We start from the raw sequence: 25,382 nt of genomic DNA on the forward strand, positions 1-25,382 counted from the left end.
GGGAGAGATGCACGAGGTGAGCCGGTTCGGGCACGTGGAGCTGGCGGACATGCCCGAGGACCTGCGCGAGCGGATCGGGGCGATCGCCGAGAGGTCGGGGTTCGTCCCCAACGTGTTCCGGGCGCTGGCCCGCCGGCCGCGCGAGCTGCGCGCGTTCCTCGACTACCACGACGCGCTGATGGAGTCGAACGACGGGCTGAGCAAGGCCGAGCGCGAGCTCGTCGTCGTCGCGACGTCCGGGGCGAACAGCTGCACGTACTGCGTCGTCGCGCACGGGGCGATCCTGCGGGTGCGCACGAAGGACCCGGAGATCGCCGACCGCGTCGCCACCAACCCGTTCGGCGTCGCGCTCTCCCCGCGCGAGCGCGCGATCGTCGACCTCGCCCTGCTGATCGCCACCGACTCGGCCGCCCTCACCGAGGCCGAGATCGACGACGCCCGGCTGGCCGGCCTGTCCGAGGACGAGATCTGGGACGTCGGCGCGATCACGGCACTGTTCGCGATGTCCAACCGCCTCGCCCACCTCACCGACCTGCGGCCCAACCCGGAGTTCTTCCTGATGGGCCGCCTGCCGCGCTGAGCCGTCCCAGCATCCGGGAGCGCGCGGTTGGCTCCCGGGTCCACCGGTCAACCCCCTCCTGATAGGTCGTGCACGACAGAACTCTCAGGAGGATCGCAGATGGCCACCGTCACCGTCGGCACCGAGAACGACGCCCCCGTCGAGCTGTACTACGAGGACCACGGCTCCGGCCGCCCGGTCGTGCTCGTCCACGGCTGGCCGCTGTCGGGCCGGTCCTGGGAGGCGCAGGTCCCCGCGCTCGTCGACGCCGGGTACCGCGTCATCACCTACGACCGTCGCGGCTTCGGCAAGTCCTCGCAGCCGTGGGACGGCTACGACTACGACACCTTCACCGAGGACCTGCACGCGCTGCTGGTGCACCTCGACCTCACCGACGCCGCGCTCGTCGGCTTCTCGATGGGTGGCGGCGAGGTCGTCCGCTACGTCGCGACGCACGGCGACAACGGCCGCGTGAGCCGGGCCGTGCTGGCCGCCGCTGTGCCGCCCTACCTCTACAAGTCCGACGACAACCCCGACGGCGGGCTCGACGACGCCACCATCGAGGCGTTCCAGGGCGGCGTGACGGGAGACCGGCTCGCATTCCTGGAGCAGTTCACCACCGACTTCTTCTCGGCGAACGGTGAGCTGAAGATCAGCGAGGACCAGCGGCTGTACGCGAAGTCGATCGCCGCGGGTGCGTCGCCGAAGGGCACGCTGGACTGCATCACCGCCTTCGGCCGCACCGACCTGCGCGACGACGTCGCCGCCGTCACGATCCCGACGCTGGTGATCCACGGCGACGCCGACGCGGTCGTGCCGTTCGAGGTGAGCGGGAAGCGCAGCGCGGAGTCGATCGAGGGCAGCGAGCTGGTCGTCATCGAGGGCGGGCCGCACGCGATCAACGCCACGCACCCGGCGGAGTTCAACCGGGCCCTGATCGAGTTCCTGGCGCGGTAGCCCGGCCGTCCTAGAGAACCTTGGCGAGGAACGCTCGTGTCCTCTCCTCCCGCGGGTTCGTCACCAGGTCCCGGGGGTCGCCCGACTCCACGATGCGTCCCTCGTCCATGAACGCGAGCGTGTCACCGACCTCGCGCGCGAAGCCGATCTCGTGCGTCACCACCACCATCGTCATGCCGTCGGCGGCGAGCCCGCGCATGACGTCGAGGACCTCGCCGACGAGCTCGGGGTCCAGGGCCGAGGTGGGCTCGTCGAACAGCATCAGCCGCGGCTCCATCGCCAGCGCCCGGGCGATGGCGACGCGCTGCTGCTGGCCGCCGGAGAGCTGGACCGGGTAGGTGTCGTACTTGTCGGCCAGCCCGACCCGGTCCAGCAGCGCGCAGGCGCGTGCCCGGGCCGCCCTGCGCGACTCGCGGCGCACGGTCAGGGGCGCCTCCATCACGTTCTCCGCCGCCGTCATGTGCGGGAACAGGTTGAAGCGCTGGAACACCATCCCGATGTCACGGCGCTGCCTGGCCACCTCCGACTCGCGCATCTCGTGCAGCTTCCCGCCGCGCTCGCGGTAACCGATGAGGTCACCGTCGACCCGCATCCGGCCGGCGTCGATCCGCTCCAGGTGGTTGATGCAGCGCAGGAACGTCGACTTGCCCGAACCGGACGGGCCGATGAGGCAGGCCACCTCGCCCGGCATGACGGTGAGGTCGACGCCGCGCAGCACCTCGACCCGGCCGAAGCTCTTGTGGATGCCGAGCGCCTCCACCATGGGCGTGGTCATCTCTGCGCCCCCATCCCGAACATCCGCGATCCGCCGGTGGACATGCGGGTCGCACCCCGGCCGTAGCGACGTTCGACGAACGCCTGTCCGACCGAGAGCACCGAGGTCAGCGCCAGGTACCAGATGGCCACCACGATGAGCAGCGGGATCGTCTGGAAGTTCTGCGAGTAGATCCGCTGCGCCGAGGTGAGCAGCTCGAAGTACCCGATGACGACCACGAGCGAGGTGCTCTTGAGCATCGAGATCGTCTCGTTGCCCGTCGGCGGGATGATCACCCGCATCGCCTGCGGGAGCACGATCCGGCGCAGCGTCTGTGCCCGCGACATGCCCAGCGCCCCGGCCGCCTCGGTCTGCCCCTCGTCCACCGACAGCAGTCCACCGCGCACGATCTCGGCCATGTAGGCGGCCTCGTTGAGACCCAGTCCGAGCAGGCAGGCGGCGAACTGCGTGATCAGCTGGTTGGTGTCGAACACGACGAACGCCGGCCCGAACGGCACCCCGAGCGAGAGCTGCGGGTAGAGCGCGGCGAGGAAGTTCCAGAACAGCAGCTGGGCGATGAGCGGCGTTCCGCGGAACACCCAGATGTAGAGCCCGGCCACCGACGTCAGCACCGGGTTGGGGGACAGCCGCATGATCGCCAGCCCGATGCCGCCGACGATGCCGATGGCCATCGACAGGACCGTGAGCAGCAGCGTGTTCTGCAGCCCGTTGAGGATCGGCGCGGAGAACAGGTAGCGGCCGACCACGTCCCAGCGGAACCCGTCGTTGGTCAGGACCGTGTTGACGAACATCGCCGCCAGCACGGCCAGCACCACCACGGCCACCCACCGGCCCGGGTGCCGGACCGGCACGGCGCTGATCGGCTGCGACGGCTTCTCCAGCTCGGGGGCGGCCACCGTCAGCTCGAGACCTCGGCGGTCGGGATCGCGCCGTTGGACACGTCCCACTTCTCCAGGATCCCGGCGTAGGTGCCGTCGTCGATCAGGGCCTGCACCGCACCCTGCACCGCCTGCGCGAACTGACCCTGGTCCTTGCCGATCGCGATGCCGTAGGGCGCGGTGTCGTAGGGCTCGCCGACGACCTCGACCGCCCCCTCCGTGGTGGTCACGGCGTACGCGGCGACCGGCGAGTCGGCGAGCATCCCGACGATCCGGTTGGCCGTCAGCGCCAGGTTGACGTCGGTCTGGGCCTGCAGCTCGGTGATCGCGATGGGCTGCTGCCCTGCGGCGGTGCACGCCTCGCTGCGGGCCACGACGTCCTCCGCCTGCACGGTGCCCGACTGCACACCGATGGCGCGCCCGCACAGCGTGTCCGGGGTGAGCCCCTCCGGGTTGCCCGCGGCGACCGCGAGGCTGGTGCCCGCCGAGAAGTAGCTGATCATGTCGACGGTCTCGATCCGCTCGTCGTTGATCGTGAACGAGGAGATGCCCGCCTCGTACCGGGCGCTCTGGATGCCGGGGATGATCCCGGAGAACTGGCTGTTCTCGAACGTCGCTGTCAGGCCGAGCTTCTGCGCGACGGCGGTGGCGAGGTCGACGTCCATGCCGATGATCGTGGTGCCGTCGGTGTCGGTGAACTCGTTGGGCGGGTAGGAGGCGTCGGTGCCGAAGACGAGGTTCCCGTCCGCGGAGACGCTCGCCGGGACCAGCGCCGCGAGCGCCTCGTCGGCGGCGACGGCCGGGGGCTCGGCCGGGGCGGCGGGGGCGGCCCCGCCGCTGCCGTCACCTCCCGCCCCGCAGCCCGCGAGGGCCACGGCGAGGGCGACGAGGGACAGGGTCGCGGGGATGGTGCGACGGGACACGGGGACCTCCACGGTGGTGTGAGTACGCCGGGATGCTGCCACTCCGTCACCGGGACGACACCCCGTAGGGGGGTCACCGTTGCATGAAGTCACCCTGCGTCACGCATGTCCGTTCGAGAGTGATCATCGGTCGGGATGGGTACCGTGAGCAGATGTCCCTGTTCAGAAGACTCGCCACCCTCGCCACGGCCGCCGAGGCGGCCCGCCGCTACGCCCGGAGCAACCCGGACAAGGCCGGGAAGTACCTCGACCAGGCGGCCGCGTTCGTCGACAAGCAGACGAAGGGCAAGTACCGCACCCAGATCGACGGGGTCGCGAAGAAGGCCAAGGGCGCGGCCGGCATCCCGTCCGGCCCCGGCGCCGCGGGCAACGGCCACGGCACCTACGGCCAGAACCCGGCGTACGGCCAGCCGCCCGCCTACGGCCACGACGCGCCGACGCAGGCGAACCCGCCGGCTCAGCAGCCCGGTACCTCGCAGCCCGGTACCTCGCAGTACCGGCCGCCGCAGCCGGGGCCGCGCGAGCACGGCGCCTGACGCCCCCGCGCCGCTGCTCCTCGTGCCAGGATGACGGGGAAGATCCGTGCTGTGTGCGGGCCCACACCCCGGGCCCGTGCACACCGGACCGCCCGTCCCGCGCCCGCCACGAACCGGACGCGGGCCGACACCGCGAGGAGCACCCGTGTCCACACCTCAGGACTGGACGCCGCCCACGTCCGCCGCCACCCGCCCGGGGCGTGACCGCCCGGGCCGCGACCACGTCGTCGCCGGGCTGAAGGGCACCGACGAGGGCGGCGCCGACCTCGTCCAGCTGCTGACGCCCGAGGGCGTGCGGGTGCCCGACCCCCGCTTCGACTCCTACGCGGCCGACGTCGACGTCGAGATGCTCAAGGGCCTCTACCGCGACCTCGTCCTGGTCCGCCGGTTCGACCGCGAGGGCAACGCGCTGCAGCGCCAGGGCCAGCTCGGGATCTGGGTGCCGCTGCTGGGCCAGGAGGCCGCGCAGATCGGCGCCGGCCGCGCGATGGCGCCGCAGGACATGGCGTTCCCCTCCTACCGCGAGCACGGCGTGGCCTGGACGCGCGGCGTCGACCCGACCGACCTGCTCGGCATCTTCCGCGGCACCGACCACGGCAGCTGGGACCCCCGGGAGAAGGGGTTCCACCTCTACACCATCGTCATCGGCAACCAGTGCCTCAACGCCACCGGCTACGCGATGGGCCAGAAGTTCGAGGGCAAGGTCGGCGGCGACGACGCCGAGGCCACGATGTGCTTCTTCGGCGACGGCGCCACCAGCCAGGGCGACGTGCACGAGGGCTTCGTCTGGGCCGCGGTCTACGACGCGCCGGTCGTCTTCTACTGCCAGAACAACCAGTGGGCGATCTCCGAGCCCACCGAGCGGCAGACCCGCGTGCCCCTCTACAAGCGCGCGCAGGGCTACGGCTTCCCCGGCATCCGCGTCGACGGCAACGACGTCATCGCCTGCCTCGCCGTCACCCGCTGGGCGCTGGAGGAGTGCCGCACCGGCAACGGGCCGGTGCTGGTCGAGGCGTTCACCTACCGGATGGACGCCCACACCACCTCCGACGACCCCACCCGCTACCGGCTGGCCGACGAGCTGGAGCTGTGGAAGCTCAAGGACCCGATCGAGCGGGTCCGGGTGCACCTGGTGCGCTCCCTCGGCGTCGAGCCGGAGTTCTTCGACGACGTGCAGGCCCAGGCCGACGAGCTGGCCGCGCGGTTCCGGCAGTTCTGCGTCGACATGCCCGCACCCGCCCCGGACCGGATGTTCTCGCAGGTGTACGCGGAGGGCTCGCCCGCCGTCGACGCCCAGCGCGAGGAGTTCCTGGCCTACCACGCGTCGTTCGAGGGGGCGTCCTGATGGCGGTGCTCACGATGGCGAAGGCGATCAACGACGGGCTGCGCGCCGCGATGGAGCGCGACCCGAAGGTGCTCGTGATGGGCGAGGACGTCGGCAAGCTGGGCGGGGTCTTCCGCGTCACCGACGGGCTGCAGAAGGACTTCGGCGAGCAGCGCGTGCTCGACACCCCGCTGGCCGAGAGCGGCATCATCGGCACCGCGGTCGGCCTGGCGATCCGCGGCTTCCGGCCGGTGTGCGAGATCCAGTTCGACGGGTTCGTGTTCCCCGGCTACGACCAGATCGTCTCGCAGCTGGCGAAGCTGCACTTCCGCTCGCAGGGCCGCGTGCCGATGCCGGTGGTCGTGCGCATCCCGTTCGGCGGCGGCATCGGGGCCGTGGAGCACCACAGCGAGTCGCCCGAGGCGCTGTTCGCGCACGTCGCGGGCCTGAAGGTCGTGTCGTGCTCCAACCCGGTCGACGCCTACTGGATGATCCAGCAGGCCATCGCCTCCGACGACCCGGTGATCTTCTTCGAGCCCAAGCGGCGGTACTGGGAGAAGGCCGAGGTCGACCTGTCGGCCACCCCGCCGCCGCTGCACAGCGCCCAGGTCGCGCGGCCCGGCTCGTCCCTGACGCTCGCCGGGTACGGCCCGGTGCTCAAGACCTGCCTGGAGGCCGCGGAGGCGGCGGTCGCGGACGGGCACGACATCGAGGTGATCGACCTGCGCACGCTCTCGCCGCTCGACCTCGACCCCGTGTTCTCCTCCGTCCGCCGGACCGGGCGGCTGGTCGTCGTCGCGGAGGCCCCGTCGGAGACGTCGGTGGCCGCGGAGGTCTGCGCGCGCGTGCAGCAGGAGTGCTTCCACTCGCTGGAGGCGCCGGTGCTGCGGGTGACCGGGTTCGACACCCCGTACCCGCCGTCGAAGTGCGAGGAGGACTACCTCCCCGACCTGGACCGGGTGCTGGACGCCGTCGACCGCTCGATGGGCTGGTGACCGCGATGCTGCGCGAGTTCGCCATGCCCGACGTCGGCGAGGGGCTCACCGAGGCCGAGGTCGTCACCTGGAACGTGGCGGCGGGTGACGTCGTCACCGTCAACCAGGTGCTGTGCGAGATCGAGACGGCCAAGGCCGCGGTCGAACTGCCCTCGCCGTACGCGGGGACGGTCGGGAAGCTGCTGGTCGAGCCGGGCCAGGTCGTCGCCGTCGGGTCGCCGATCATCAGCATCGAGACCGCCGAGGCCGCGGCTCCCGCGGTGGAGGAGGACACGGGCGCCAAGATCGGGGAGGTCGGGAAGGACGGCCGCGTCGCCAACCTGGTCGGCTACGGCGCGCGGCCCGGCGCGGTCACCCGCCGCCCCCGCCGCGGCACGACGCCGCCCCCCGCCCCGCCGACCCCCGCCCCGGTGCAGCAAAGCCACTCTGCTGCCACCTCACGGCGGGAAAGTGGCTTTACTGCCATTTCCCCGGGAGGAGCCGGAGCCGGAGCCGCGGCCGGGGCCGTGCCGCTGGCCAAGCCGCCGGTGCGCAAGCTGGCCCGGGATCTCGGCGTCGACCTGCGGTCCGTCACCCCGTCCGGGCCGGGCGGGGTGATCACCCGCGACGACGTGCAGTCGCACGTGGTCACCCCGGCGGCGCCCGCGGCCGTCGCGGCCGTCGGCGGGGTGCGGCGCGAGCCGATCCGCGGCATCCGCAAGCACACCGCGGCGGCCATGGTGAGCAGCGCGTTCACCGCGCCGCACGTCACCGAGTTCCTCGCGGTCGACGTCACGGCCACGATGGCGTTGCGCGACCGGCTCCGCGCCACGCGCGAGTACGCCGAGGTCAAGCTGACGCCGCTGGCGTTCGTCGCGAAGGCGGTGTGCCTGGCGGCGCGGCGCACCCCGGAGCTCAACGCGCGGTGGGACGAGGCCGCGGGCGAGATCGTCTACTTCGACCGGATGCAGCTCGGGATCGCCGCCGCCACCCCGCGCGGGCTGATCGTCCCGAACGTCCGCGACGCCGACACGCTCACGCTGCGCGAGCTGGCGGCGGCGCTGGGCGAGCTGACGGCCACGGCACGGGCGGGGCGGACGTCCCCGGCCGACATGGCGGGCGGGACGTTCACGATCACCAACGTCGGCGTGTTCGGCGTCGACACCGGCACCCCGATCCTCAACCCCGGGGAGGCCGGGATCCTGGCCGTCGGCGCCATCAAGCCGACGCCGTGGGTCGTCGACGGCGAGCTGGCCGTGCGCACGGTGTGCCAGCTCGCACTGTCGTTCGACCACCGCCTCGTCGACGGCGAGCAGGGCTCCCGCTTCCTGGCCGACGTCGGCGCGCTGCTGACCGACCCGGGGCTCGCGCTCACCTGGTAGGGGCGGGGAGGGCGGCGAGCAGGCGCCGGTACCGCGGGCCCAGCACGAGGTCGTGCAGCGCGCGGGCCGGGGCCGGCACGTCGGCCCGGTCGGCACCGCCGGCGTGGGCGAGGTACAGCGGCCCGAGCGCGGCGGTGTCACGGGGCCCGGTCGGCCGGACCAGCGCGTCCCGCAGCGCCGCCCACTCGCCGGGGCCGACGCGGTGACGCAGCACCGGCAGCGCCAGCTCCTCGGCGGCGGCGAGGTGGCGGCGCAGCCGGATGTCGAGGCGGCTGACGGTGGCGGAGAGGTTGACGCGCACGGACCCGGACTCCGGCCCGTCGAGCGCCGCGAGGCGGCCGAGGCCGTAGGCGACGAGCGCGACGTGGGCGTCGAGCGGGGCGCGGTCGAGCTCCAGGCGCCGCACCTCGCCCGCCAGCTCCGGCGCGGTGCCCAGCACCAGCGGCCACAGCGCGGCGTCGGCGGCCCTGGCGTGGCGCCGCAGGCCGCGGGAGCACAGGTCCCACCAGCGCACGAGCGCGCGGGCCCCGCGCCGGTCGCCCGGTCGCAGCGCCCGGACGTGACGGGCCGCCTGCGGGACCGTCGCGCGGATGCCGTCGTGCACGAGCAGCAGGGCGCGCACGTCGTTGCCGGCGCCCAGGTCGGTGAGGGTCATGGCGGGAGCGTGCGCGCACGCCCTTGACGCCCGCTTGTCCCGCCGCCTCAAGTCGGCCACAAGTGGGCGGGGCAGGATGGCGGCCATGACGATCGGGGAGACCTCCGCCGAGTCGCACCTGATGCGGCGCAGCCCGCGGCAGGGCGACGGGCCGGGCGGCGTGGTGACCTACACCCTGGAGGACCTCGCCGCCCCCGCGGGCGAGGACCCCAAGGCCGTCATCGAGGTGCACCGCGAGGGCGACGTCGCGACGGTCGTCGGCGGCGGGGTCCCCGAGCGCCACCGCGGCCACGGCTACGGCCCGCGCCTCGCGCGGCAGGTCACCACCGCGGTGCGCGCCGAGGGCTGCCGGATCGCGCGGATGGCCGACCCGGGAACCGAGCAGGGCCGGGGCATGCTCCGCGGGCTCGGCTACTCGCGCCTGCCCGACGGGACCTGGGAGATCGAGCTCTAGATCTCCGACGGGCGCCGTACCTAGGGTTCGGGGATGCAGTTCCGCGTGCTGGGGCCGCTGGAGGTCGTGGCGGCCGACGGCCGGTCCGTCGACCCCGGGAGCCCCAAGCTCCGCTCGCTGCTCACGCTGCTGCTCGCCGACCACGGCCGGGTCGTGCCGCTGGACCGCATCAACGAGACGCTGTGGGCGGGCGAGCCACCCGCCACGGCCACCGGCACCCTGCAGTCCTACGTCTCGCAGCTGCGCAGGCTGCTCGAACCCGACCGGGCCCCGCGCGCCGCACCGCGCACGCTGCTGACCCGTCCGCCCGGCTACCTGCTCGCCCTCGGTCCCGGCGACGACCTCGACGTGCTGCGCTTCGAGCACCGGCTCGGCGAGGGCCGGCGGCTGCTCGCCGCGGGCCGGGCGGCCGAGGCCGACGCGGAGCTGACCGCGGCACTGGCCCTATGGCGCGGCGAGCCCTACGCCGACCTGGGCGACGCCGGCGACGCCGGCGGCACCGCCGACCGTGCCCGCCTCGCCGAGCTGCGGGTCGTGGCGCTGGAACGGCACGTCGAGGCCCTGCTCGCGACCGGCCGTCCGGACGCGGCGGTCGCCGAGCTGGAGACGCTGGTGGCGGTGCACCCGCTGCGGGAGCGGCTGTGGGGATCGCTGATGCTCGCGCTGTACCGCACCGGGCGCCAGGCCGACGCGCTGCGCGCCGCCCGCGCCTGCCGCGACCTGCTGCGCGACGAGCTGGGCATCGACCCCGGCCCGGAGTTGCGCCGCCTGGAGCAGGCGATCCGCACGCAGGACCCGGGCGTCGACGGGCCGGCTCCGCCGCCGCTGCCGACCCCCGCCGCGCAGCCGGAGGGGCCCGCCCCCGGGGGTTTCGTCGGCCGCCGCGCGGAGCTCTCGACGCTGGTGGCGCGACTGTCGGCGGCGGCGGGCGGCAGCGGGTCGGTGGTGCTGCTCGGCGGCGAGGCCGGGATCGGCAAGACCCGGCTGGCCGAGGAGACGGCCGCGTCCGCCGGCGCGCTCGGCGTCCGGGTGGCCTGGAGCCGGTGTGCCGACGAGGCCGCGGCGCCCGCGCTGTGGCCGTGGACGCAGGTGCTGCGCGCGCTCGGCTCCGACGCGGGCACCCCGCCCGGCGCCGGGGAGGGCGACTCCGACGCCCGCCGCGCCGAGCTGTTCGAGCAGATCACCGGTGCGCTGGCCACGGCCGCCGCGGACGGGCCGCTGCTCGTCGTCCTCGACGACCTGCACGGCGCCGACCCGCTCTCGCTGCACCTGCTGCGCTTCCTCGTCGGCCGGATCGCGGCGCTGCCGGTGCTGGTGGTCGCGACGCTGCGCGACTCGCCCGACGAGCGCACCGACGCGCTGGTCCACACCCTCGCCGACCTGGCCAGGGAGCGCACCGTCACCCGGCTGACGCTCGACGGGCTGCCGGTCGCCGAGGTCGGGGAGCTGCTCGCCGACCGCGGGCTGGCCGACCCCGGGCTGGCCGAGGACCTGCGCCGGCGTACCGAGGGCAACCCGTTCTTCCTCGTCGAGCTGATCGAGCTGCTGCGCAGCGAGCGCCGCCTGGACGCCCGGCCGGGCGCGCCGGACATCCCCGCGTCGGTCCGCGACGTGCTGGAACGTCGGCTGGGCCGGCTGCCCGACGACACCCGGGCCCTGCTCACCCTGGCCGCGGTGATCGGCCGCGAGTTCCCGCTGGACGTGCTGGAGGCCGCCGCCCAGCTCGACGCCGAGCAGATCGTCGGGCTGCTGGAGCCCGCCGTCATCACCGGGGTGGTGGTGGAGCACGGCGACGGCTGGGTGTGGCGGTTCGGGCACGACCTGGTCCGCGAGACGATCGTGGCCGGGCTGACCCGGCTGCAGCGGGCCCGGCTGCACCGCGCGATCGCCCGGGCGCTGGAGGGTCTGCCGCCCGCGGGCCGGCTCGACGCGCTGGCCCACCACTCCTACCTGGCCGGCCCGTTCGCCGGGGAGGGCAGCGCGCTGCGGCACGCGCTCGCCGCGGCGGCTGCGGCCCGCGAGCGGTTCGCGTTCGTCACCGCGGCCGAGCACGTCGCGCGGGCCGTCGAGCTGACCGACGGCGCGGGCGACGACCCGTCGGCGCTGCTCGTCGAGCTCGGCCGGGACCGGCGGGCGGCGGGCGACCTCACCGGCGCGCAGGCCGCGCTGTCCCGGGCGATCACGCTCGCCCGCGAGCGCGGCGACACCGACCGCGCCGCCGACGCGGCGAGCGTGTTCGGCGGGGTGGCCCTGTGGAACTGGCGGGCCTACGGCTCGAGCGACGAGACCGTCATCGAGCGGCTCGACGACCTGCTGACCGGCACCGACGACCCCGTCCGGCGGGCCGAGCTGCTCGGCACGCTGGCCTGCGAGCTGTGCTACACCGACCGGCGCGCGGAGGGGATGGACGCCGCCCGCGAGGCCGCCCGCATCGCCCGCGACCTCGGCGACGTCGCGCTGCTCGGCCGGGCGCTGAACAACTTCTACCTCGCGGGCTGGGTGCCCGGCGGCGAGGCGGAGCGGCGCGCGGCGCTGGACGAGTCGCTGGCGCTGGTCGGGAAGGGGCTGCCCGCGCACACCGAGGCCATCGCCCGGCTGCACCGCGGGGCGCTCGCGCTGCGGTTCGCCGAGCCGGACCTCGCACTGGCCGACCTCGCCCGGGCCCAGCGCCTCGCCACCGACCTCGGGCTCGCCGAGCTGCGCGCGCAGGTCACCTACCAGGAGGCCGGGCACGCCACCCTGCGCGGCGAGTGGGACCTGGCCGAGAAGCACGCCGAGGACGCGTTCGCGCTGCAGCAGCGCACCAGCCTGTGGGGTGCCAACTGGTGCCGGCTGGTGCAGCGGATGACCGTCCGGTGGGGCCAGGGCCGCCTCGACGAGGTGGCCGCCGAGCTCGTCGAGGAGACGGTGGGCGAGTTCGCCGGGCTGCGCCCGGTCGCGCTGCTCGCGCTCGCCGAGGTGGGCGAGCACGCGCAGGCGCGGCGGCTGCTGGAGCGCACCGACCGCATGCTGCCGGTGGACTGGAGCACCGACTTCCTGCTCTGCGCCTGGGGAGAGGTGGCCGCCGCGCTGGGCGCCCCCGATCCGCACGCGCTCTACCGCGAGCTGCTGCCGCAGGCCGGCGAGCTGGTGGTGGCGGGCACCGCGAACGCGTCGTGGGGCTCGGTGCACGGCGTGCTCGGCCGCCTCGCCGCCCGCACCGGCGACGCCGACGCCGCGCGGGCGCACCTGGCCGAGGCGGTCCGGGTCGACACCGCGGTCGGCGCGGCGCACTGGGCCGAGCGCGCCCGTTCCGCGCATCTAGTCACCACGTGCAGCCGGCTTTCAGCGGATCACCAGCGGACCACAGCGATCCGCAAGTGCCCGCGCCCATCGTCACCGGGACACGGCGGCCCGGCCCCGGGCCGCCGTCCGGACCCGGAGACCCCCGATGACCACCATGAGCACCCCCACCACCGGTCGCGTCCACGCGCTCGCCGCCCGCGTGCGCGGCCCGGTCCTCGACGCCACCGACCCGCGGCTCCCAGCCGAGGTCGCGGCCTTCAACACCACCCACACCGCGCGCCCGGCCGTCGTGGTCGGGGCGACGGACGCCGCCGACGTGGCCGCCGCCGTGCACTGGGCGGGCGAGCAGGGGACGTCGGTCTCCGTGCAGTCCACCGGGCACGGGCTGATGTCCGACCTGGCCGGGTCGGTGCTGGTGAGCACCCGCCGGATGGCGGAGGTGACGGTCGACCCCGTCGCCCGCACCGCCCGCGTCGGCGCCGGGGTGCGCTGGGGCCGGGTGATCGAGGCCGCCGCCCCGCACGGACTCGCCCCGCTCAACGGCTCGTCGAGCCACGTCGGCGTCGTCGGGTACACCCTCGGCGGCGGCCTCGGCCCGATGGCCCGCCGTTACGGCTTCGCCGCCGACCACGTCCGGGCCGTCGAGCTGGTGACGGCCGCGGGCGGGATCCGCCGGGTCGGCGCCACGAGCGACCCCGAGCTGTTCTGGGCGCTGCGTGGCGGCAAGGGCAACTTCGGGATCGTCACGGCGATGGAGTTCGACCTGATGCCCGTCGCGCGCCTGTACGGCGGCGGGATCTTCTTCCCCGGCGACGCGGCCGCGGAGCTGCTGCACACCTACCGCACCTGGGTCGACACGCTGCCAGAGGAGACGACGACCTCGATCGCACTGCTGCGCCTGCCCCCGCTGCCGGAGCTGCCCGAGCCGTTGCGCGGGCGGTTCGTGGTGCACCTGCGGTTCGCCCACCTCGGGTCGGCCGACGAGGGCGCGGCGCTGCTGGCGCCGATGCGCGCCGCGGCGCCCGCCGTCATGGACCTGGTCGCCGAGATGCCCTACGCGGCCGTCGACTCCATCCACATGGACCCCACCGACCCCATGCCGACGTGGGAGCGCGGCACCACGCTGCGCGAGCTGCCCGCCGCGGCCGTCGACGAGCTGCTGGCGATCGCGGGCCCGGACGTCGAGGTCCCGCTGATCATGGTCGAGCTGCGCCACCTGGGCGGCGCCGTCGGGCGGCCGGCGCGGGTGCCCGACGCGGTGGCCGGGCGCGGGGCGGCGTTCACGCTGTTCGCGCTGGGCCCGATGGCCGGGCCGCTGGCCGAGACGATGCCCGCGATCACGCAGTCGGTGGTGGACCGGATGGCGCCGTGGGCCGCCCGCGGCGCGCTGCTGAACTTCCTGGGTGCCGCGGGGCCCGACCGCGTCGCCCGGCTGTGGGACGACACCGACCGCGCGCGGCTGCTGGCGGTCAAGGAGCGGCTGGACCCGACCGGTGTGTTCCGGCACGGCCACGCACTCCCGATGTGACACCAGTTCGTGACACGTCTGCGGGAGCACGGACGGCACCTCGCGCGTTGGAGAGGTATGCCGTTCGTGCTCCTGTACCTCGTCGTCGAGATCGTCGCGCTCGTCGCGCTGGGCTCGGTGATCGGTCTGGGCTGGACCCTGCTGGTCCTGCTGGCCGGTTCCCTGCTCGGGCTGTGGCTCGCCCGCCGGGAGGGGGTGCGCGCCGCGCAGGCACTGGCCGAGGCGGTCAACAACCGGCGGGTGGCGCACGCGGAGATCACCGACGGGCTGCTGGTGGCGGCGGGCGGGGTGCTGCTGTTCGTCCCGGGGCTGGTCACCGACCTGGCCGGGCTGCTGCTGGTGCTGCCGCCCACCCGCGCGCTGGTGCGCCGCAGGCTGGTGCGGGCGGCCGAGCAGCGCTCGCCCGGCCTGAAGACCGCCCGGATCCGGTCCGAGGGCCCGATCGTCGACGGCACGGTCGTCGACGAGCCGGCCGCGCCGGGCACGCCGGTGATCGAGGGCGAGATCGTCGACCCCCGGGACCGCAGGGCCGGCTAGGAGCCCTCGGTGACGCGCCCGCTCCAGACGGGCTCGACCCGCGCCCAGCCCGCGGCCCAGCGGGCGCTCTCCCACTCGTCGATGCGGCGGCGCCCGGCGGTGCCCGCACAGGCCACGAGCGTCCAGCCCACGAGCAGGGTGCCCAGCGCCGCGAGCGAGCCGTCACCGATGGCGCCGCCACCGGTGACCGACGGGCCGACGATCTCCTGCAGCTCCGGGGTGACGGGGGCGGCGGCGCGCGCGACGACCTGCGACTGCACCAGGTGTCCGACGACGACGGCCGCCAGCACGACCCCGACGGCCAGTGCCAGCTGCGCCCAGCAGAGGGCGCGGCGGACCACGGCGGTGGGTCGTCGAAGGGGGTGCTCCACGCACTGTCTGTCGACGCCGACCGCGCAGTGTTACGCCCGGGGTCACCCGATCGGGTCAGGCCGAGGTCGCCCAGGTGGTCGTGCACTGCACCGTGACCCGGACGGGCTCGGGCTCCAGCCCCAGGTCGCGCACGTCGGGCGCCGCCTCGGCGCGGGCCGCCGCCATCCGGTAGGCGACCGGCCCCCCGTGGTGCTCCGGCGCCTCGGACAGCCTCAGCAACCCGCCCAGGCCGACGCCGAGGGCCGCCGCGTAGCCCTCCGCCCGGTCGCGGGCGTCGGCGACGGCGCGGCGCTGGGCCTCCCGGCGGGCCGCGGCGGGATCGGCGAGCACCCAGCGCGGCCCGTCGAGGCTGGTCGGCTCGGCCCCGATCAGCGCGGAGAGCACCCGCTCCAGCGCGCCGACGTCGGTGACGACCAGCCGGAGGTCCTCGGTGGCCCGGCACCCGACCACGCGGTCGCGGCGCCACTCGTTGTGCACCCACAGCCTGCGGTGCGCCACGGTGAGGCCCTCGGCCTCCAGCGCGGGACCGGCGGCGGCGAGCCGGGCGCCCAGTGCCGTCACCGCGGCGGAGCGGGTCCGCCCCGTCGCCGTGAAGCCGACGTCGAGCTCGGCACGGTCGCCCGGCTGCTCGAACCAGCCGCTGCCCTCGGTGACGATCTCGGTCATCGCGCCAGCCAACCAGATCGGGCTCTCTGCCGGAATCTGTCCCGCGCGCTAGACGACCGGATACTCCGCGATGGACGGCGGGCGCGAGAATGTGGGGGTGACCGGCCCGCTCGTCCGCCTGCGCCGCCTCGTCCGCAGCGGCCCGTCCGACGCGCCCGGCCCGCTGGTCGACGCGCTGGGCCGGGTCGGGCTCGTCGGCTACGGGCTGGTGCACCTGCTCGTCGCCTGGCTCGCCCTGCAGGTCGCGTTCGGCGTGCCCGACGCGCCGGCCGACCCGGACGGCGCGATCGGCACCGTCGCCCGGACCCCGGGCGGGTTCGCGACCCTCGCGCTGGCGGCCGTCGGGCTGGCGGCCTTCGCGGTCTGGCAGCTCAGCGCCGCGGCTCTCGGGTTCCGCTGGGTGCACGGGGGCGAGCGGTTCCGCAAGCGGGTGGGCGCGGTCGCCAAGGCGATCGCGACCGGCGGGCTCGCGCTCGTCGTCGTCGACTACCTGCTCGGGGTCCGCCGCCCGGGCGGCGACACCGCCGTCCGCACCCTCGCCGCCACCGCGCTGGGCCTGCCCTACGGACGCCTGCTGCTCGGGGCCGCCGCGGTGGGCGTCCTGGCGCTCGCCGTCGCGATGACCTACACGGGCGTGCGCCGCACCTTCCTCGGCGACCTCGACCTGCGTGGCGTCGGGCCCGTCGCGCGGGCCGTCGTCGTGTGGCTGGGGGTGGCCGGACACCTGTCCCGGGCGCTCGCGCTCGGCATGATCGGCGTGCTCGCCGGCTCCGCGGCGCTCTCGGCCGACCCCGGGCGCGCCGGCGGCCTCGACGCGGCGCTGCGCGCACTCGGCTCGTCGGCGGCGGGGGCGGGCCTGCTGGTCACGGTCGCGGCCGGGATCGCCGCCTTCGGCCTGTTCTGCCTGGCCGACGCCGCGACCCGCCGGGCGTAGCCGTCCCTACGGCATTCTCAGCCGGATCGTAGAAAGCCGGATACGCACCGATCGACGACACGCCATCGCGTTCGATAGCGACGTCTACGGTTCCGGCAAGATCCGCGGATACCGTCCGATCCGTGGATCCCGTGCGCAACCCCTTCGCCCCCGGCGCCGGCCAGCGCCCGCCCGAGCTCGCCGGCCGCGACCGCGAGCTCGACGCGTTCGAGATCGTGCTGGAGCGTGTCGCCCGCGGGCGCCCGGAGCGCAGCCTGGTGCTCACCGGGCTGCGCGGCGTCGGCAAGACGGTGCTGCTGGGGGAGCTGCGGTCGATGGCCGTCCGCGCCGGCTGGGGGGCCGGGAAGATCGAGGCCCGGCCCGACGCCGACCTGCGCCGCCCGCTGTCGGCCGCGCTGCACCGCGCCATCCGCGACCTCGCCGTCCGCCATCCCGACGGCGAGCGCGTCGCCGAGGTGCTCGGCGTCCTCAAGGCGTTCGCGCTGCGCTCGGCGCCGGCCGACGCCAAGCTGCGCGACCGCTGGCAGCCCGGGATCGACGTGCCGGTGCGCACCGGGAAGGCCGACTCCGGTGACATCGAGATCGATCTCGTGGAGCTGTTCACCGAGGTCGCGACGCTGGCCGCCGACCTGGAGACCGGCGTCGCCATCCTCATCGACGAGATGCAGGACCTGCGCCCCGACGACGTGTCGGCCCTGTGCGCGGCCTGCCACGAGCTGTCCCAGTCACGGTCGCCGCTGGTGGTGGTGGGCGCCGGGCTGCCGCACCTGCCCGCGGTGCTCTCGGCGTCGAAGTCCTACTCCGAGCGCCTGTTCCGCTACGCCCGGATCGGCCAGCTCGACCGTGCCGACGCCGACTTCGCCCTCCTCGCCCCCGCCGAGCGCGAGGACGCCACCTTCGACGTCGACGCCCTCGACACCCTCTACGAGCGCTCGGGCGGCTACCCCTACTTCGTGCAGGCCTACGGCAAGGCCGCCTGGGACGCCGCACCACGCACCCCGATCAGCGCCGCCGACGTCAAGATGGCCGCCCCGGAGGCCGAGGCCGAGCTCGCCGTCGGCTTCTTCGGGTCGCGCTTCGAGCGCGCCACCCCGGCCGAGCGCGAGTACCTGCGGGCGATGGCCGAGCTCACCGACGGTCGTGACGAGCCCGTCGGCACCTCGGGGATCGCCGAGCACCTGGAGCGCCGCGCGTCGTCGCTGTCACCGGCCCGCGACAGCCTGCTCAAGAAGGGGCTCGTGTTCTCCGCGCAGCGCGGCCAGATCGCGTTCACCGTGCCGCACTTCGGCCGCTACCTGCTCGCCCAGGCCTGACCTGGTTCGCCCGAACGAGTGAAAAGGAGCGGTCACGGACCGCAGCGCTAACGGTTCGGGCCCGGGGGCCGATTCCCAGTACAGCCTCGCGGTGCTGTCGGACCCCCGACCTGACAGCACCGCGGGGCTTTCCTCGTGCCGGGCCCCTGCGGGCGCCCGTCGGGCCGGGGACCGGGGCCCGTAGCATCTGGCCGGTGCAGGACAGGCTCGAGATCCAGATGCTGCACGACCGTGTGATGGTGCGCGACACCGAGGGCACCGGGGAACGCCGCAGCAACGCGGGAATCGTCATCCCGGCAACCGCAACGGTCGCCAGACGTCTGGTCTGGGGGGAGGTGTTCGGTATCGGACACCACGTCCGCACCGTCACGGTGGGGGACCGCGTGCTGTTCGCGCGGGACGACCAGTTCGAGGTGGAGGTTCAGGGCACCACGTACCTCGTCATGCGGGAACGTGAGCTGCACGCCGTCGCCACCGAGCGGACGGAGCACGGCACCGGCCTGTACCTGTAGGCCGGGCGACGGCGGTGACGATCGGAGCCAGGGGGCCCGGTCGCGTGTTTTGAGGGGAAGTCGGACCACATGCCCGAGCGGCAGTCCTCGCCCGGCGAGGCCACGACGCGTCCCGAGACGGACGGGTCGACCAACGGCAGCTCCACCCATGGGGACCCTTCCCCCGGGAACGGGATGCCGGTGAACGGGGAGGCCGCGGGCGGCACCCCCGCGGAGGCCCCCGACGGCGCGGCCGCGCCCGTCGCCGAGCAGGTGGCCGACCAGGTCGCCGCGGAGCCCGAGGCCGTCGACCCCGCCCCCGCGGGCCCCGGCGACGACGTCCCCGACGGCGGTGAGCCGGTGATGACCGCGGACCGCGCGGTCGACATCGCCCAGGACCCGGCGCCCGCCCCGGTCGAGCGCAGGTCGCTGTTCGACCCCCACACCCCGACGGGGGACGGGCCGTCGATGAGCCCGGCCGCCGGAGCCACAGCGGCCGGAGCTGCCGGAGCCTCGGCCGCGGCACGGCCACCGGCCGGCCCGTCGCCCACCGCCGGGCCGCCCTCCTCCCGACCGGTTCCTGCCGGACCGCCCGCCGCGGGTGCCTCTCCGACGCAGCCCCCGGCCGGTCGGGCCCCCGCCACCGACCCGGGCGCCGACGCCGCGGAGGCCGCGTCCCCGACGGCGGCGCCGAAGGACACCGATGCCGCCTCGGCGGTGGACGCCACCACCACCGCCGTGCCCGCGGCGTCGCCCCGCCCCCGGCCGCGCCCGGCACCGGCATCGGCCGACCCCGCCCGCACCCCGGACGCACCCGCGGAGGAGGGCCCGACCCGGCCGACGCCCCAGTCCGGTTCGCCCCAGTCCGGTTCGCCCCAGTCCGGTTCGCCGCAGTCCGGAGCACCCCAGTCAGGATCACCCCACCTCGGGAAGCCGCAGCTCGGGAAGCCGGCTCCGGCCACCCCCACCGCGACCCCGGCACCCGCGTCGCCCGGACCCGCGGCTGCGGGCTCCGCGGCTGCGGCCTCGGCGGCTGCGGCCACCGCCGCAGCGGCCTCCGCGCCCACGCCGCCGGGACCCGGCACCGCCCGGCCGGCGACCGACCGGTTCGGGACGGACGCGCCGACCGTCGCCGTTCCCGCGGCCGCCGGCAGCCCCACCGCCGGCACGGCGCCGACCGACGTCCCGGCCGACACCGACAGCGAACCGACCGTCAGCACTCCGACCTGGGACTCCGAGGCCACGCAGGTGATTCCGCTCAACAAGGGGGGCACCGCCACCACGGTGTCCCCGGCGACCGGACCGGCCGACCCGCCCACCGAGCGCATCCCCGTGGCCGCCGGCGCGGGCGCCCCGCCGAACCGGTCCGCGGGCGGCGAGCCGCCGAAGGCCGGACGGTCGCGGCGCCCTCTGCTGATCGGCGCGGCCGTCGTCGCGCTGCTGGCGATCCTCTACGTCGGCGACCTGCTGCTCAGCTCCGGCTCCGTGCCCCGTGGCGTCACCGTCGCGGGGGTCGCGGTCGGCGGGATGAGCCTCGTCGACGCCGAGCAGGAGCTCCGTACCGAGATCGAGCCGCGCACCACGGTGCCGGTGGAGGTCACGGCGGGCGAGGTCAGCACGCAGATCGACCCGACCACCGCGGGCCTGGCCGTCGACTGGGCCGGCACGCTCGACCGCGCGGGTGAGCAGCCGCTCAACCCGATCACCCGGATCACGTCGTTCTTCACCACCCGCGAACTCGGCGTGGCCACCACCGTCGACCGCGCCGCCGTCGACGGGGCGCTGGGCGAGCTCGGCCCGATCGTCGACAAGCTCCCGACCGAGGGCACCGTGCGGTTCGAGGGCGTCACGCCGATCGCCGTCGACCCGGTGCCCGGCCAGCAGCTCGACCAGCCCGCGGCCGTCGAGGTGCTGGCGCGCGACTGGGCGTCGGGCCGGCCGGTGGCGCTGCCGCTGATCGTGCTCCCCGCGCTCACCACCCCCGAGGACGTCGCGGCCGCGATCGAGGAGGTGGCCGGCCCCGCCGTGTCCGCCCCCGTCACCGTGGTCGGCGAGAACGACACCGAGGGCGTGCTGGAGCCCGCCGTCATCGCCGAGGCGCTGACGTTCGAGCCCGGTGAGGCGGGCGGCCTGGAGCCGGTGCTCAACCCCACCGTCATCACCGACGCCCTCGACGACCAGCTCGCCGGCTCGGAGCGCGAGGCCGTCGACGCGAGCCTGGACTTCTCCACGAACCCGGCCACCGTCGTCCCGTCGCAGGACGGGCGTGGCGTCGACTACGACGCCACGCTGGACGACCTGCTGGCGGTGCTCACCGGCACCGGCCCGCGGGAGATCACCGCCGTCTACGACGACCAGCCGGCCGAGGTCACGACCGCGGAGCTGGAGTCTCTCGGCTCCGCGGGTGTGATCAGCGAGTTCGAGACGGGTGGGTTCGCGGCGGACTCCGGGCAGAACATCCGCCGGGCGGCCGAGCTGATCAACGGGATGGTCGTCGCCCCGGGGGAGACGTTCAGCCTCGACGCCGCCACCGGCCCCCGCACCGCCGCCAACGGCTACGTCGAGGCCGGCATCATCGACAACGGTCAGCCCGCACGAGGCATCGCCGGCGGCGTGTCGCAGGTGTCCACGACGCTGTTCAACGCGGCGTACTTCGCCGGACTCACCGACATCGAGCACCGCGCCCACAGCTTCTACATCAGCCGGTACCCACCGGGCCGCGAGGCCACCATCGCCGACGGCGCCATCGACATGCGCTTCCGCAACGACACCCCCACCGCCGTGCTGATCCAGACGGTGTGGACACCGTCGTCGGTGACCGTCCGGTTGCTCGGCACCAAGTACTACGAGGTGGAGTCGCTGACCGGGCCGCGCACCGATCCCACCAGCCCCAACACCGTCAACGTCCCGGCGGGCGAACAGTGCAACCCCAGCCAGGGCGCGCCCGGGTTCACGATCACCGACACCCGGCGCCTCACCGACGTCCGCACGGGTGAGGTGCGCACCGACCCGACCAGGACCACCCGGTACAACCCGTCGCCGCGGGTCGTCTGCGGATAGCCCGTCCGTGGCCGGGGTCTTCCGTGACCCCGGCCACCTTCGTACCCTCGGGGTTCCCACTACAGATCGGGGACGCCATGCGCATTTCGGACGTACTGCGGGGCAAGGGCAACGAGGTGGTGACCGTCGCCCCCAGCGCCACGGTCGCGGAGCTGCTCGGGCTGCTCGCCGAGCGCAACGTGGGCGCGCTGCCTGTCGTCGCGGACGGGGAGCTGGTCGGGATCGTCTCCGAGCGGGACGTCGTGCGACGGCTGCACGCGGGCGGCGCGGCCGTCCTGGAGGCCCGGGTCGCCGACCTCATGACCTCCTCGGTCACCACCTGCTCCCCCGACGACGACGCCGCCGCCCTCGCGGGCGTCATGACCCAGGGCCGGTTCCGGCACCTGCCGGTGGTCGTCGACGGCAAGCTCGCCGGGATCGTCAGCATCGGCGACCTGGTGAAGACCCGGATCGACATGCTCGAGCAGGAGCGCGAGCAGCTGCAGAGCTACATCGCGAGCTGACCGGACACGTGAACGGCCCGTTCGCCCGATCCGGTTGGGCGAACGGGCCGTTCACGCAGCTCAGAACGCGGCTTCGGGCAGATCCATCAGGCTGTTGTCGGCCTGCTCCAGGACCGCCCGCTCGCTGGTGAGCAGCGGGAGCCGGGTCTTGGCGAAGAACCGCGCGACGCCGACCTTGCCCTCGTAGAAGGCCTGGTCCTTGGCGCTCACCTCGCCGCCCAGCGCGGTCAGCGCCACGTCCGCCTGGCGCAGCAGCAGCCAGCCGACGAGCAGGTCGCCGACGGCCATCAGCAGCCGGACGCTGTGCTGGCCGACCTTGTAGATGCTCGACGGGTCCTGCGCGCTCGCCATCAGGTAGCCGGTGAGGGCGCCGAGCATGCCCTGGACGTCGGCCAGCGCGGTGGCCAGGAGCGTGCGCTCCTCCTTCAGGCGGCCGTTGCCCGACTCCGCGTCGAGGAACGCCTGGATCTCCCCGGTGACGTGGCCGAGCGCCTGGCCGTTGTCGCGGACGATCTTGCGGAACAGGAAGTCGAGCGACTGGATCGCCGTGGTGCCCTCGTAGAGGGAGTCGATCTTGGCGTCGCGGATGTACTGCTCGATGGGGTAGTCCTGCAGGTAGCCCGAGCCGCCGAGCACCTGCAGCGCCTGCGGGAGCTGCTCGGTGGCCCGCTCCGAGCCCACGCCCTTGACGATCGGCAGCAGCAGGTCGTTGACGCGTTCCGCCAGCGAGACGTCCTGCCCCGCGGCCTTCCCGAGGCGGATCTCGTCCTGGTACGTCGCCGTGTAGAGGTACACCGCCCGCAGGCCCTCGGCGTAGGCCTTGTTCGTCATCAGCAGGCGACGGACGTCGGGGTGGTGGGTGATGGTGACGCGCGGGGCGGTCTTGTCGAGCATCTGCGGCAGGTCGGCGCCCTGCACGCGCTCCTTGGCGTACTCCAGCGCGGCGAGGTAGCCGGCCGAGAGCGTGCCGATGGCCTTCGTGCCGACCATCATCCGCGCGTGCTCGATGACCTCGAACATCTGCGCGATGCCGTCGTGCACCTCCCCGAGCAGCCATCCGACGGCCGGGGTGCCGTGCTGGCCGAACGTCAGCTCGCAGGTGGTGGAGGCCTTGAGACCCATCTTGTGCTCGACGCCGGTGACGAAGGCGCCGTTGCGCTCGCCGGGCTCACCGGTGGCCGGGTCGAAGTGGAACTTGGGCACCAGGAACAGCGACAGGCCCTTGGTGCCCGCCTTCGCGCCCTCGGGACGGGCCAGCACCAGGTGCATGATGTTCTCGGCCATGTCGTGCTCGGCCGAGGTGATGAAGCGCTTGACGCCGTCGATGTGCCAGGTGCCGTCGGCCTGCTGGACGGCCTTCGTGCGGCCCGCGCCGACGTCGGAGCCCGCGTCGGGCTCGGTGAGCACCATCGTGGCGCCCCAGGCTCGGTCGATCATCAGCTCGGCCCAGTGCTGCTGCTCGGGCGTGCCGTTGCGGTGCACCACCGAGGCGAAGTTGGGGCCGGCCATGTACATGAAGGCGGCCGGGTTGGAACCCAGGATCAGCTCGGCCGCGGCCCACTGGACCGTCGGCGGGATGCCGTAGCCGCCCAGCTCGACCGGCAGGCCCAGGCGCCACCACTCGCCGTCCCAGAGGACCTTGTAGGAGTCCTTGAACGACTGCGGCAGCGTGACGGTGTGCGTGGCCGGGTCGAAGACGGGCGGGTTGCGGTCGGCGTCGGCGAAGGGCTCGGCCAGCGGCCCGGTGGCGACGGCGTTCAGCTCCTTGAGCGTGTCGCGTGCGGTCTGCAGATCGACGCCGTCGAACGGCCCGCTGCCGAGGCGGTCCTGGACTCCGAACACCTCGAAGAGGTTGAACTCGAGGTCGCGCAGGTTGCTCCTGAAGTGGCCCATGGCCCGTTCTCCTTCTACCCGTCGGTAACCCCAGCGTATTACTCATCGGTAACTACGACAAGGGGTGGGTACCACCCGGCGATGCCCACCGGCCGGGCGATCACACCTTGGTGTCCGGTCGTTGTGCACGGTGCGTAGGGGAAGCAAGGTTCTCGTGGGTCGGATGATGCACGGGGGGAGTAACAGTGGGTGCAGTAGGCATCACGCGTCGTAGCCTTCTCGTGGGCGGTGGTGTCCTGCTCGCCACCGCGGCACTCCCCGGCATCGCGCATGCCGCCCCGGCGCCGGCGATCGTCGACTGCGCGGCGTGGGGGGCGCGCCCGAACAGCCGGGTCGTCAACGTCGTCACCCGGCGCCCGGTGAAGATCCTGGTGCACCACACGGCGACCCCGAACGTCGACGACCTGTCCCGCAGGGCCGCCGACGACCTCGCCCGCGGCATCCAGAACTTCCACATGGACCGCCGCGGCTGGCTCGACTCCGGCCAGCACTTCACGATCTCGCGCGGCGGGTTCGTGCTGGAGGGGCGCCACCGCAGCCTGGAGGCGCTGCGCAGCGGCCGCAAGCAGGTGGAGGGGGCGCACTGCACCGGGCAGAACCTGGTGTCGATCGGCATCGAGAACGAGGGCACCTACACCGACACCGGACCCACCGGCGTGCTGTGGGACCGGCTGCGCGAGATGTGCGCCCACGTCTGCAGCCAGTACGGCATCGCCCCGACCGAGATCTACGGCCACCGCGACTTCAAGGACACCCTGTGCCCCGGCGACGTCCTCTACGGGATGCTGCCGCGGCTGCGCGGCGAGGTCGGCGGCATGCTCGGGCAGCGGCTGGAGGGGTCGTCGGTGCGGGCGGCGTCCTGGCCGGTGCTCCGCGAGGACGACCGCGGACCGGTGGTCCGCGCGGCGCAGATCCTGCTCCGCGGGGCCGGGCGGACCGAGGTGAGCGTCGACGGCGAGTTCGGCGCGGCGATGGCCGAGTCCGTGCGGGTGTTCCAGGCCGAGCACGCCACCGAGGAGGTCAACGGGATCATCGGCGGCGAGTCCTGGCCGCTGCTGACCCCTCCGGTGCGGTCCGGCGACCGCGGGGCGGCGGCCGAGGCCGTCGAGGCACTGGCCGTCACCAGCTCCACCCGCCCCCCGTCCGACATCGGCCCGGTGCAGTGGCAGCAGCTGCTGACCGCCGCCCGCTGACCCCCACCCCGCGAGTCCCCCGTTCTCCGTCCGCGAGTCCCCGTTTCTCCGTCGGCGAGTCCCCGCTCCTCCGCTCCGGCCCCCGCTCAGGGAGACGCCGCACCCGCCGTCCCCGTCGCCCGGGGTCCGCCGGCTCGTCGCAGCGGGCGCCGAACACCCGTCCGGGACCGGACGGCGCCGCAGCCCGCGA

22 protein-coding genes and 1 pseudogene are annotated in these 25,382 nt (G+C 74.5%); 16 read left to right on the plus strand and 7 right to left on the minus strand.

Annotated elements, in window-relative coordinates; all coding sequences use genetic code 11:
* Positions 1-7 precede the first annotated feature (7 nt).
* Positions 8-580 carry a peroxidase-related enzyme gene (locus PHY01_RS18725; RefSeq protein ID WP_141280409.1) on the plus strand — a complete coding sequence of 191 codons (573 nt, stop codon included), beginning with the start codon at positions 8-10 and terminating at the stop codon, positions 578-580.
* A 99-nt stretch (positions 581-679) separates the two neighbouring features.
* Positions 680-1,516 carry an alpha/beta fold hydrolase gene (locus tag PHY01_RS18730; protein WP_141280312.1) on the plus strand — a complete coding sequence of 279 codons (837 nt, stop codon included), beginning with the start codon at positions 680-682 and terminating at the stop codon, positions 1,514-1,516.
* A 10-nt stretch (positions 1,517-1,526) separates the two neighbouring features.
* On the opposite strand, the gene PHY01_RS18735 is transcribed toward PHY01_RS18730, so the two are convergent.
* The 3 genes from PHY01_RS18735 to PHY01_RS18745 are packed head-to-tail and all read right to left on the minus strand — an operon-like array spanning position 1,527 to position 4,092.
* Positions 1,527-2,291 (minus strand): amino acid ABC transporter ATP-binding protein, encoded by a 765-nt coding sequence (locus tag PHY01_RS18735; RefSeq protein ID WP_141280313.1) that lies wholly within the window; start codon positions 2,289-2,291, stop codon positions 1,527-1,529.
* Positions 2,288-3,238 (minus strand): amino acid ABC transporter permease, encoded by a 951-nt coding sequence (locus tag PHY01_RS18740; RefSeq protein ID WP_440590674.1) that lies wholly within the window; start codon positions 3,236-3,238, stop codon positions 2,288-2,290. Before PHY01_RS18740 ends, PHY01_RS18735 begins: the two co-directional genes overlap by 4 nt.
* The gene (locus PHY01_RS18745; RefSeq protein WP_141280314.1) at positions 3,190-4,092 is read right to left on the minus strand and encodes an ABC transporter substrate-binding protein; all 903 of its coding nucleotides are present in this window, start codon (positions 4,090-4,092) and stop codon (positions 3,190-3,192) included. Before PHY01_RS18745 ends, PHY01_RS18740 begins: the two co-directional genes overlap by 49 nt.
* 152 nt (positions 4,093-4,244) lie before the next feature.
* On the opposite strand from PHY01_RS18745, the gene PHY01_RS28130 reads away from it, so the two are divergent.
* From PHY01_RS28130 to PHY01_RS18765, 4 genes are all read left to right on the plus strand, one after another.
* Positions 4,245-4,628: an antitoxin gene (locus PHY01_RS28130; RefSeq protein ID WP_141280315.1), complete on the plus strand. Its 384-nt coding sequence runs from the start codon at positions 4,245-4,247 to the stop codon at positions 4,626-4,628.
* 145 nt (positions 4,629-4,773) lie between these two features.
* Positions 4,774-5,973, plus strand: a complete 1,200-nt coding sequence (locus PHY01_RS18755) for a thiamine pyrophosphate-dependent dehydrogenase E1 component subunit alpha (RefSeq protein WP_141280316.1) — start codon at positions 4,774-4,776, stop codon at positions 5,971-5,973.
* Positions 5,973-6,947 (plus strand): alpha-ketoacid dehydrogenase subunit beta, encoded by a 975-nt coding sequence (locus PHY01_RS18760; protein ID WP_141280317.1) that lies wholly within the window; start codon positions 5,973-5,975, stop codon positions 6,945-6,947. Before PHY01_RS18755 ends, PHY01_RS18760 begins: the two co-directional genes overlap by 1 nt.
* A 5-nt stretch (positions 6,948-6,952) precedes the next feature.
* Complete coding sequence (locus tag PHY01_RS18765) at positions 6,953-8,308, plus strand: dihydrolipoamide acetyltransferase family protein (protein WP_141280411.1); 1,356 nt, start codon at positions 6,953-6,955, stop codon at positions 8,306-8,308.
* On the opposite strand, the gene PHY01_RS18770 is transcribed toward PHY01_RS18765, so the two are convergent.
* Positions 8,298-8,963: a hemerythrin domain-containing protein gene (locus PHY01_RS18770; RefSeq protein ID WP_170183877.1), complete on the minus strand. Its 666-nt coding sequence runs from the start codon at positions 8,961-8,963 to the stop codon at positions 8,298-8,300. The genes PHY01_RS18765 and PHY01_RS18770 overlap by 11 nt on opposite strands.
* Positions 8,964-9,048: 85 nt before the next feature.
* Between PHY01_RS18770 and PHY01_RS18775 the strand changes: the two genes are divergently transcribed.
* The 4 genes and pseudogenes from PHY01_RS18775 to PHY01_RS18795 all read left to right on the plus strand — a co-directional run bounded on the left by PHY01_RS18775 (position 9,049) and on the right by PHY01_RS18795 (position 14,767).
* On the plus strand, positions 9,049-9,417 hold the full coding sequence (locus PHY01_RS18775) for a GNAT family N-acetyltransferase (protein ID WP_141280319.1): 369 nt from the start codon (positions 9,049-9,051) through the stop codon (positions 9,415-9,417).
* A 33-nt stretch (positions 9,418-9,450) separates the two neighbouring features.
* Positions 9,451-10,677 (plus strand): annotated as a pseudogene (locus tag PHY01_RS28245) (AfsR/SARP family transcriptional regulator); the annotation flags it as partial.
* Positions 10,678-12,856: 2,179 nt separating this feature from the next.
* On the plus strand, positions 12,857-14,230 hold the full coding sequence (locus PHY01_RS18790) for an FAD-binding oxidoreductase (RefSeq protein ID WP_141280320.1): 1,374 nt from the start codon (positions 12,857-12,859) through the stop codon (positions 14,228-14,230).
* A gap of 57 nt (positions 14,231-14,287) precedes the next feature.
* Entirely contained in the window at positions 14,288-14,767 is a 480-nt protein-coding gene (locus PHY01_RS18795) for an FxsA family protein (protein ID WP_141280321.1), read from the plus strand.
* Here the strand turns inward: PHY01_RS18795 and PHY01_RS18800 are convergent.
* Positions 14,764-15,108, minus strand: coding sequence for a hypothetical protein (locus PHY01_RS18800; protein WP_141280322.1), 345 nt, complete (start codon positions 15,106-15,108; stop codon positions 14,764-14,766). The two genes, PHY01_RS18795 and PHY01_RS18800, sit on opposite strands and share 4 nt — an antisense overlap.
* Before the next feature lie 85 nt (positions 15,109-15,193).
* Entirely contained in the window at positions 15,194-15,805 is a 612-nt protein-coding gene (locus tag PHY01_RS18805) for an SIMPL domain-containing protein (RefSeq protein WP_141280323.1), read from the minus strand.
* Positions 15,806-15,902: 97 nt separating this feature from the next.
* On the opposite strand from PHY01_RS18805, the gene PHY01_RS18810 reads away from it, so the two are divergent.
* From PHY01_RS18810 to PHY01_RS18830, 5 genes are all read left to right on the plus strand, one after another.
* A complete protein-coding gene (locus tag PHY01_RS18810; RefSeq protein ID WP_170183878.1) occupies positions 15,903-16,739 on the plus strand; it encodes a DUF1206 domain-containing protein in 837 nt (278 codons plus the stop codon).
* A 122-nt stretch (positions 16,740-16,861) separates the two neighbouring features.
* Positions 16,862-18,052: an ATP-binding protein gene (locus PHY01_RS18815; RefSeq protein WP_141280325.1), complete on the plus strand. Its 1,191-nt coding sequence runs from the start codon at positions 16,862-16,864 to the stop codon at positions 18,050-18,052.
* A gap of 218 nt (positions 18,053-18,270) precedes the next feature.
* Positions 18,271-18,564, plus strand: a complete 294-nt coding sequence (locus PHY01_RS18820; protein ID WP_141280412.1) for a GroES family chaperonin — start codon at positions 18,271-18,273, stop codon at positions 18,562-18,564.
* Between the two features lie 180 nt (positions 18,565-18,744).
* Positions 18,745-21,603, plus strand: coding sequence for a VanW family protein (locus PHY01_RS18825; protein ID WP_141280326.1), 2,859 nt, complete (start codon positions 18,745-18,747; stop codon positions 21,601-21,603).
* 77 nt (positions 21,604-21,680) lie between these two features.
* Positions 21,681-22,106: a CBS domain-containing protein gene (locus PHY01_RS18830; protein ID WP_141280327.1), complete on the plus strand. Its 426-nt coding sequence runs from the start codon at positions 21,681-21,683 to the stop codon at positions 22,104-22,106.
* A gap of 60 nt (positions 22,107-22,166) precedes the next feature.
* Here PHY01_RS18830 and PHY01_RS18835 read toward each other — a convergent pair whose 3' ends face one another.
* A complete protein-coding gene (locus PHY01_RS18835; RefSeq protein ID WP_141280328.1) occupies positions 22,167-23,999 on the minus strand; it encodes an acyl-CoA dehydrogenase in 1,833 nt (610 codons plus the stop codon).
* A 221-nt stretch (positions 24,000-24,220) separates the two neighbouring features.
* On the opposite strand from PHY01_RS18835, the gene PHY01_RS18840 reads away from it, so the two are divergent.
* Positions 24,221-25,192: a peptidoglycan recognition protein family protein gene (locus tag PHY01_RS18840; RefSeq protein WP_170183879.1), complete on the plus strand. Its 972-nt coding sequence runs from the start codon at positions 24,221-24,223 to the stop codon at positions 25,190-25,192.
* Positions 25,193-25,382: the final 190 nt, after the last annotated feature.

Origin of the sequence: Pseudonocardia hydrocarbonoxydans (assembly GCF_006539565.1) — a bacterium.
Taxonomy (GTDB): Bacteria; Actinomycetota; Actinomycetes; order Mycobacteriales; family Pseudonocardiaceae; genus Pseudonocardia; species Pseudonocardia hydrocarbonoxydans.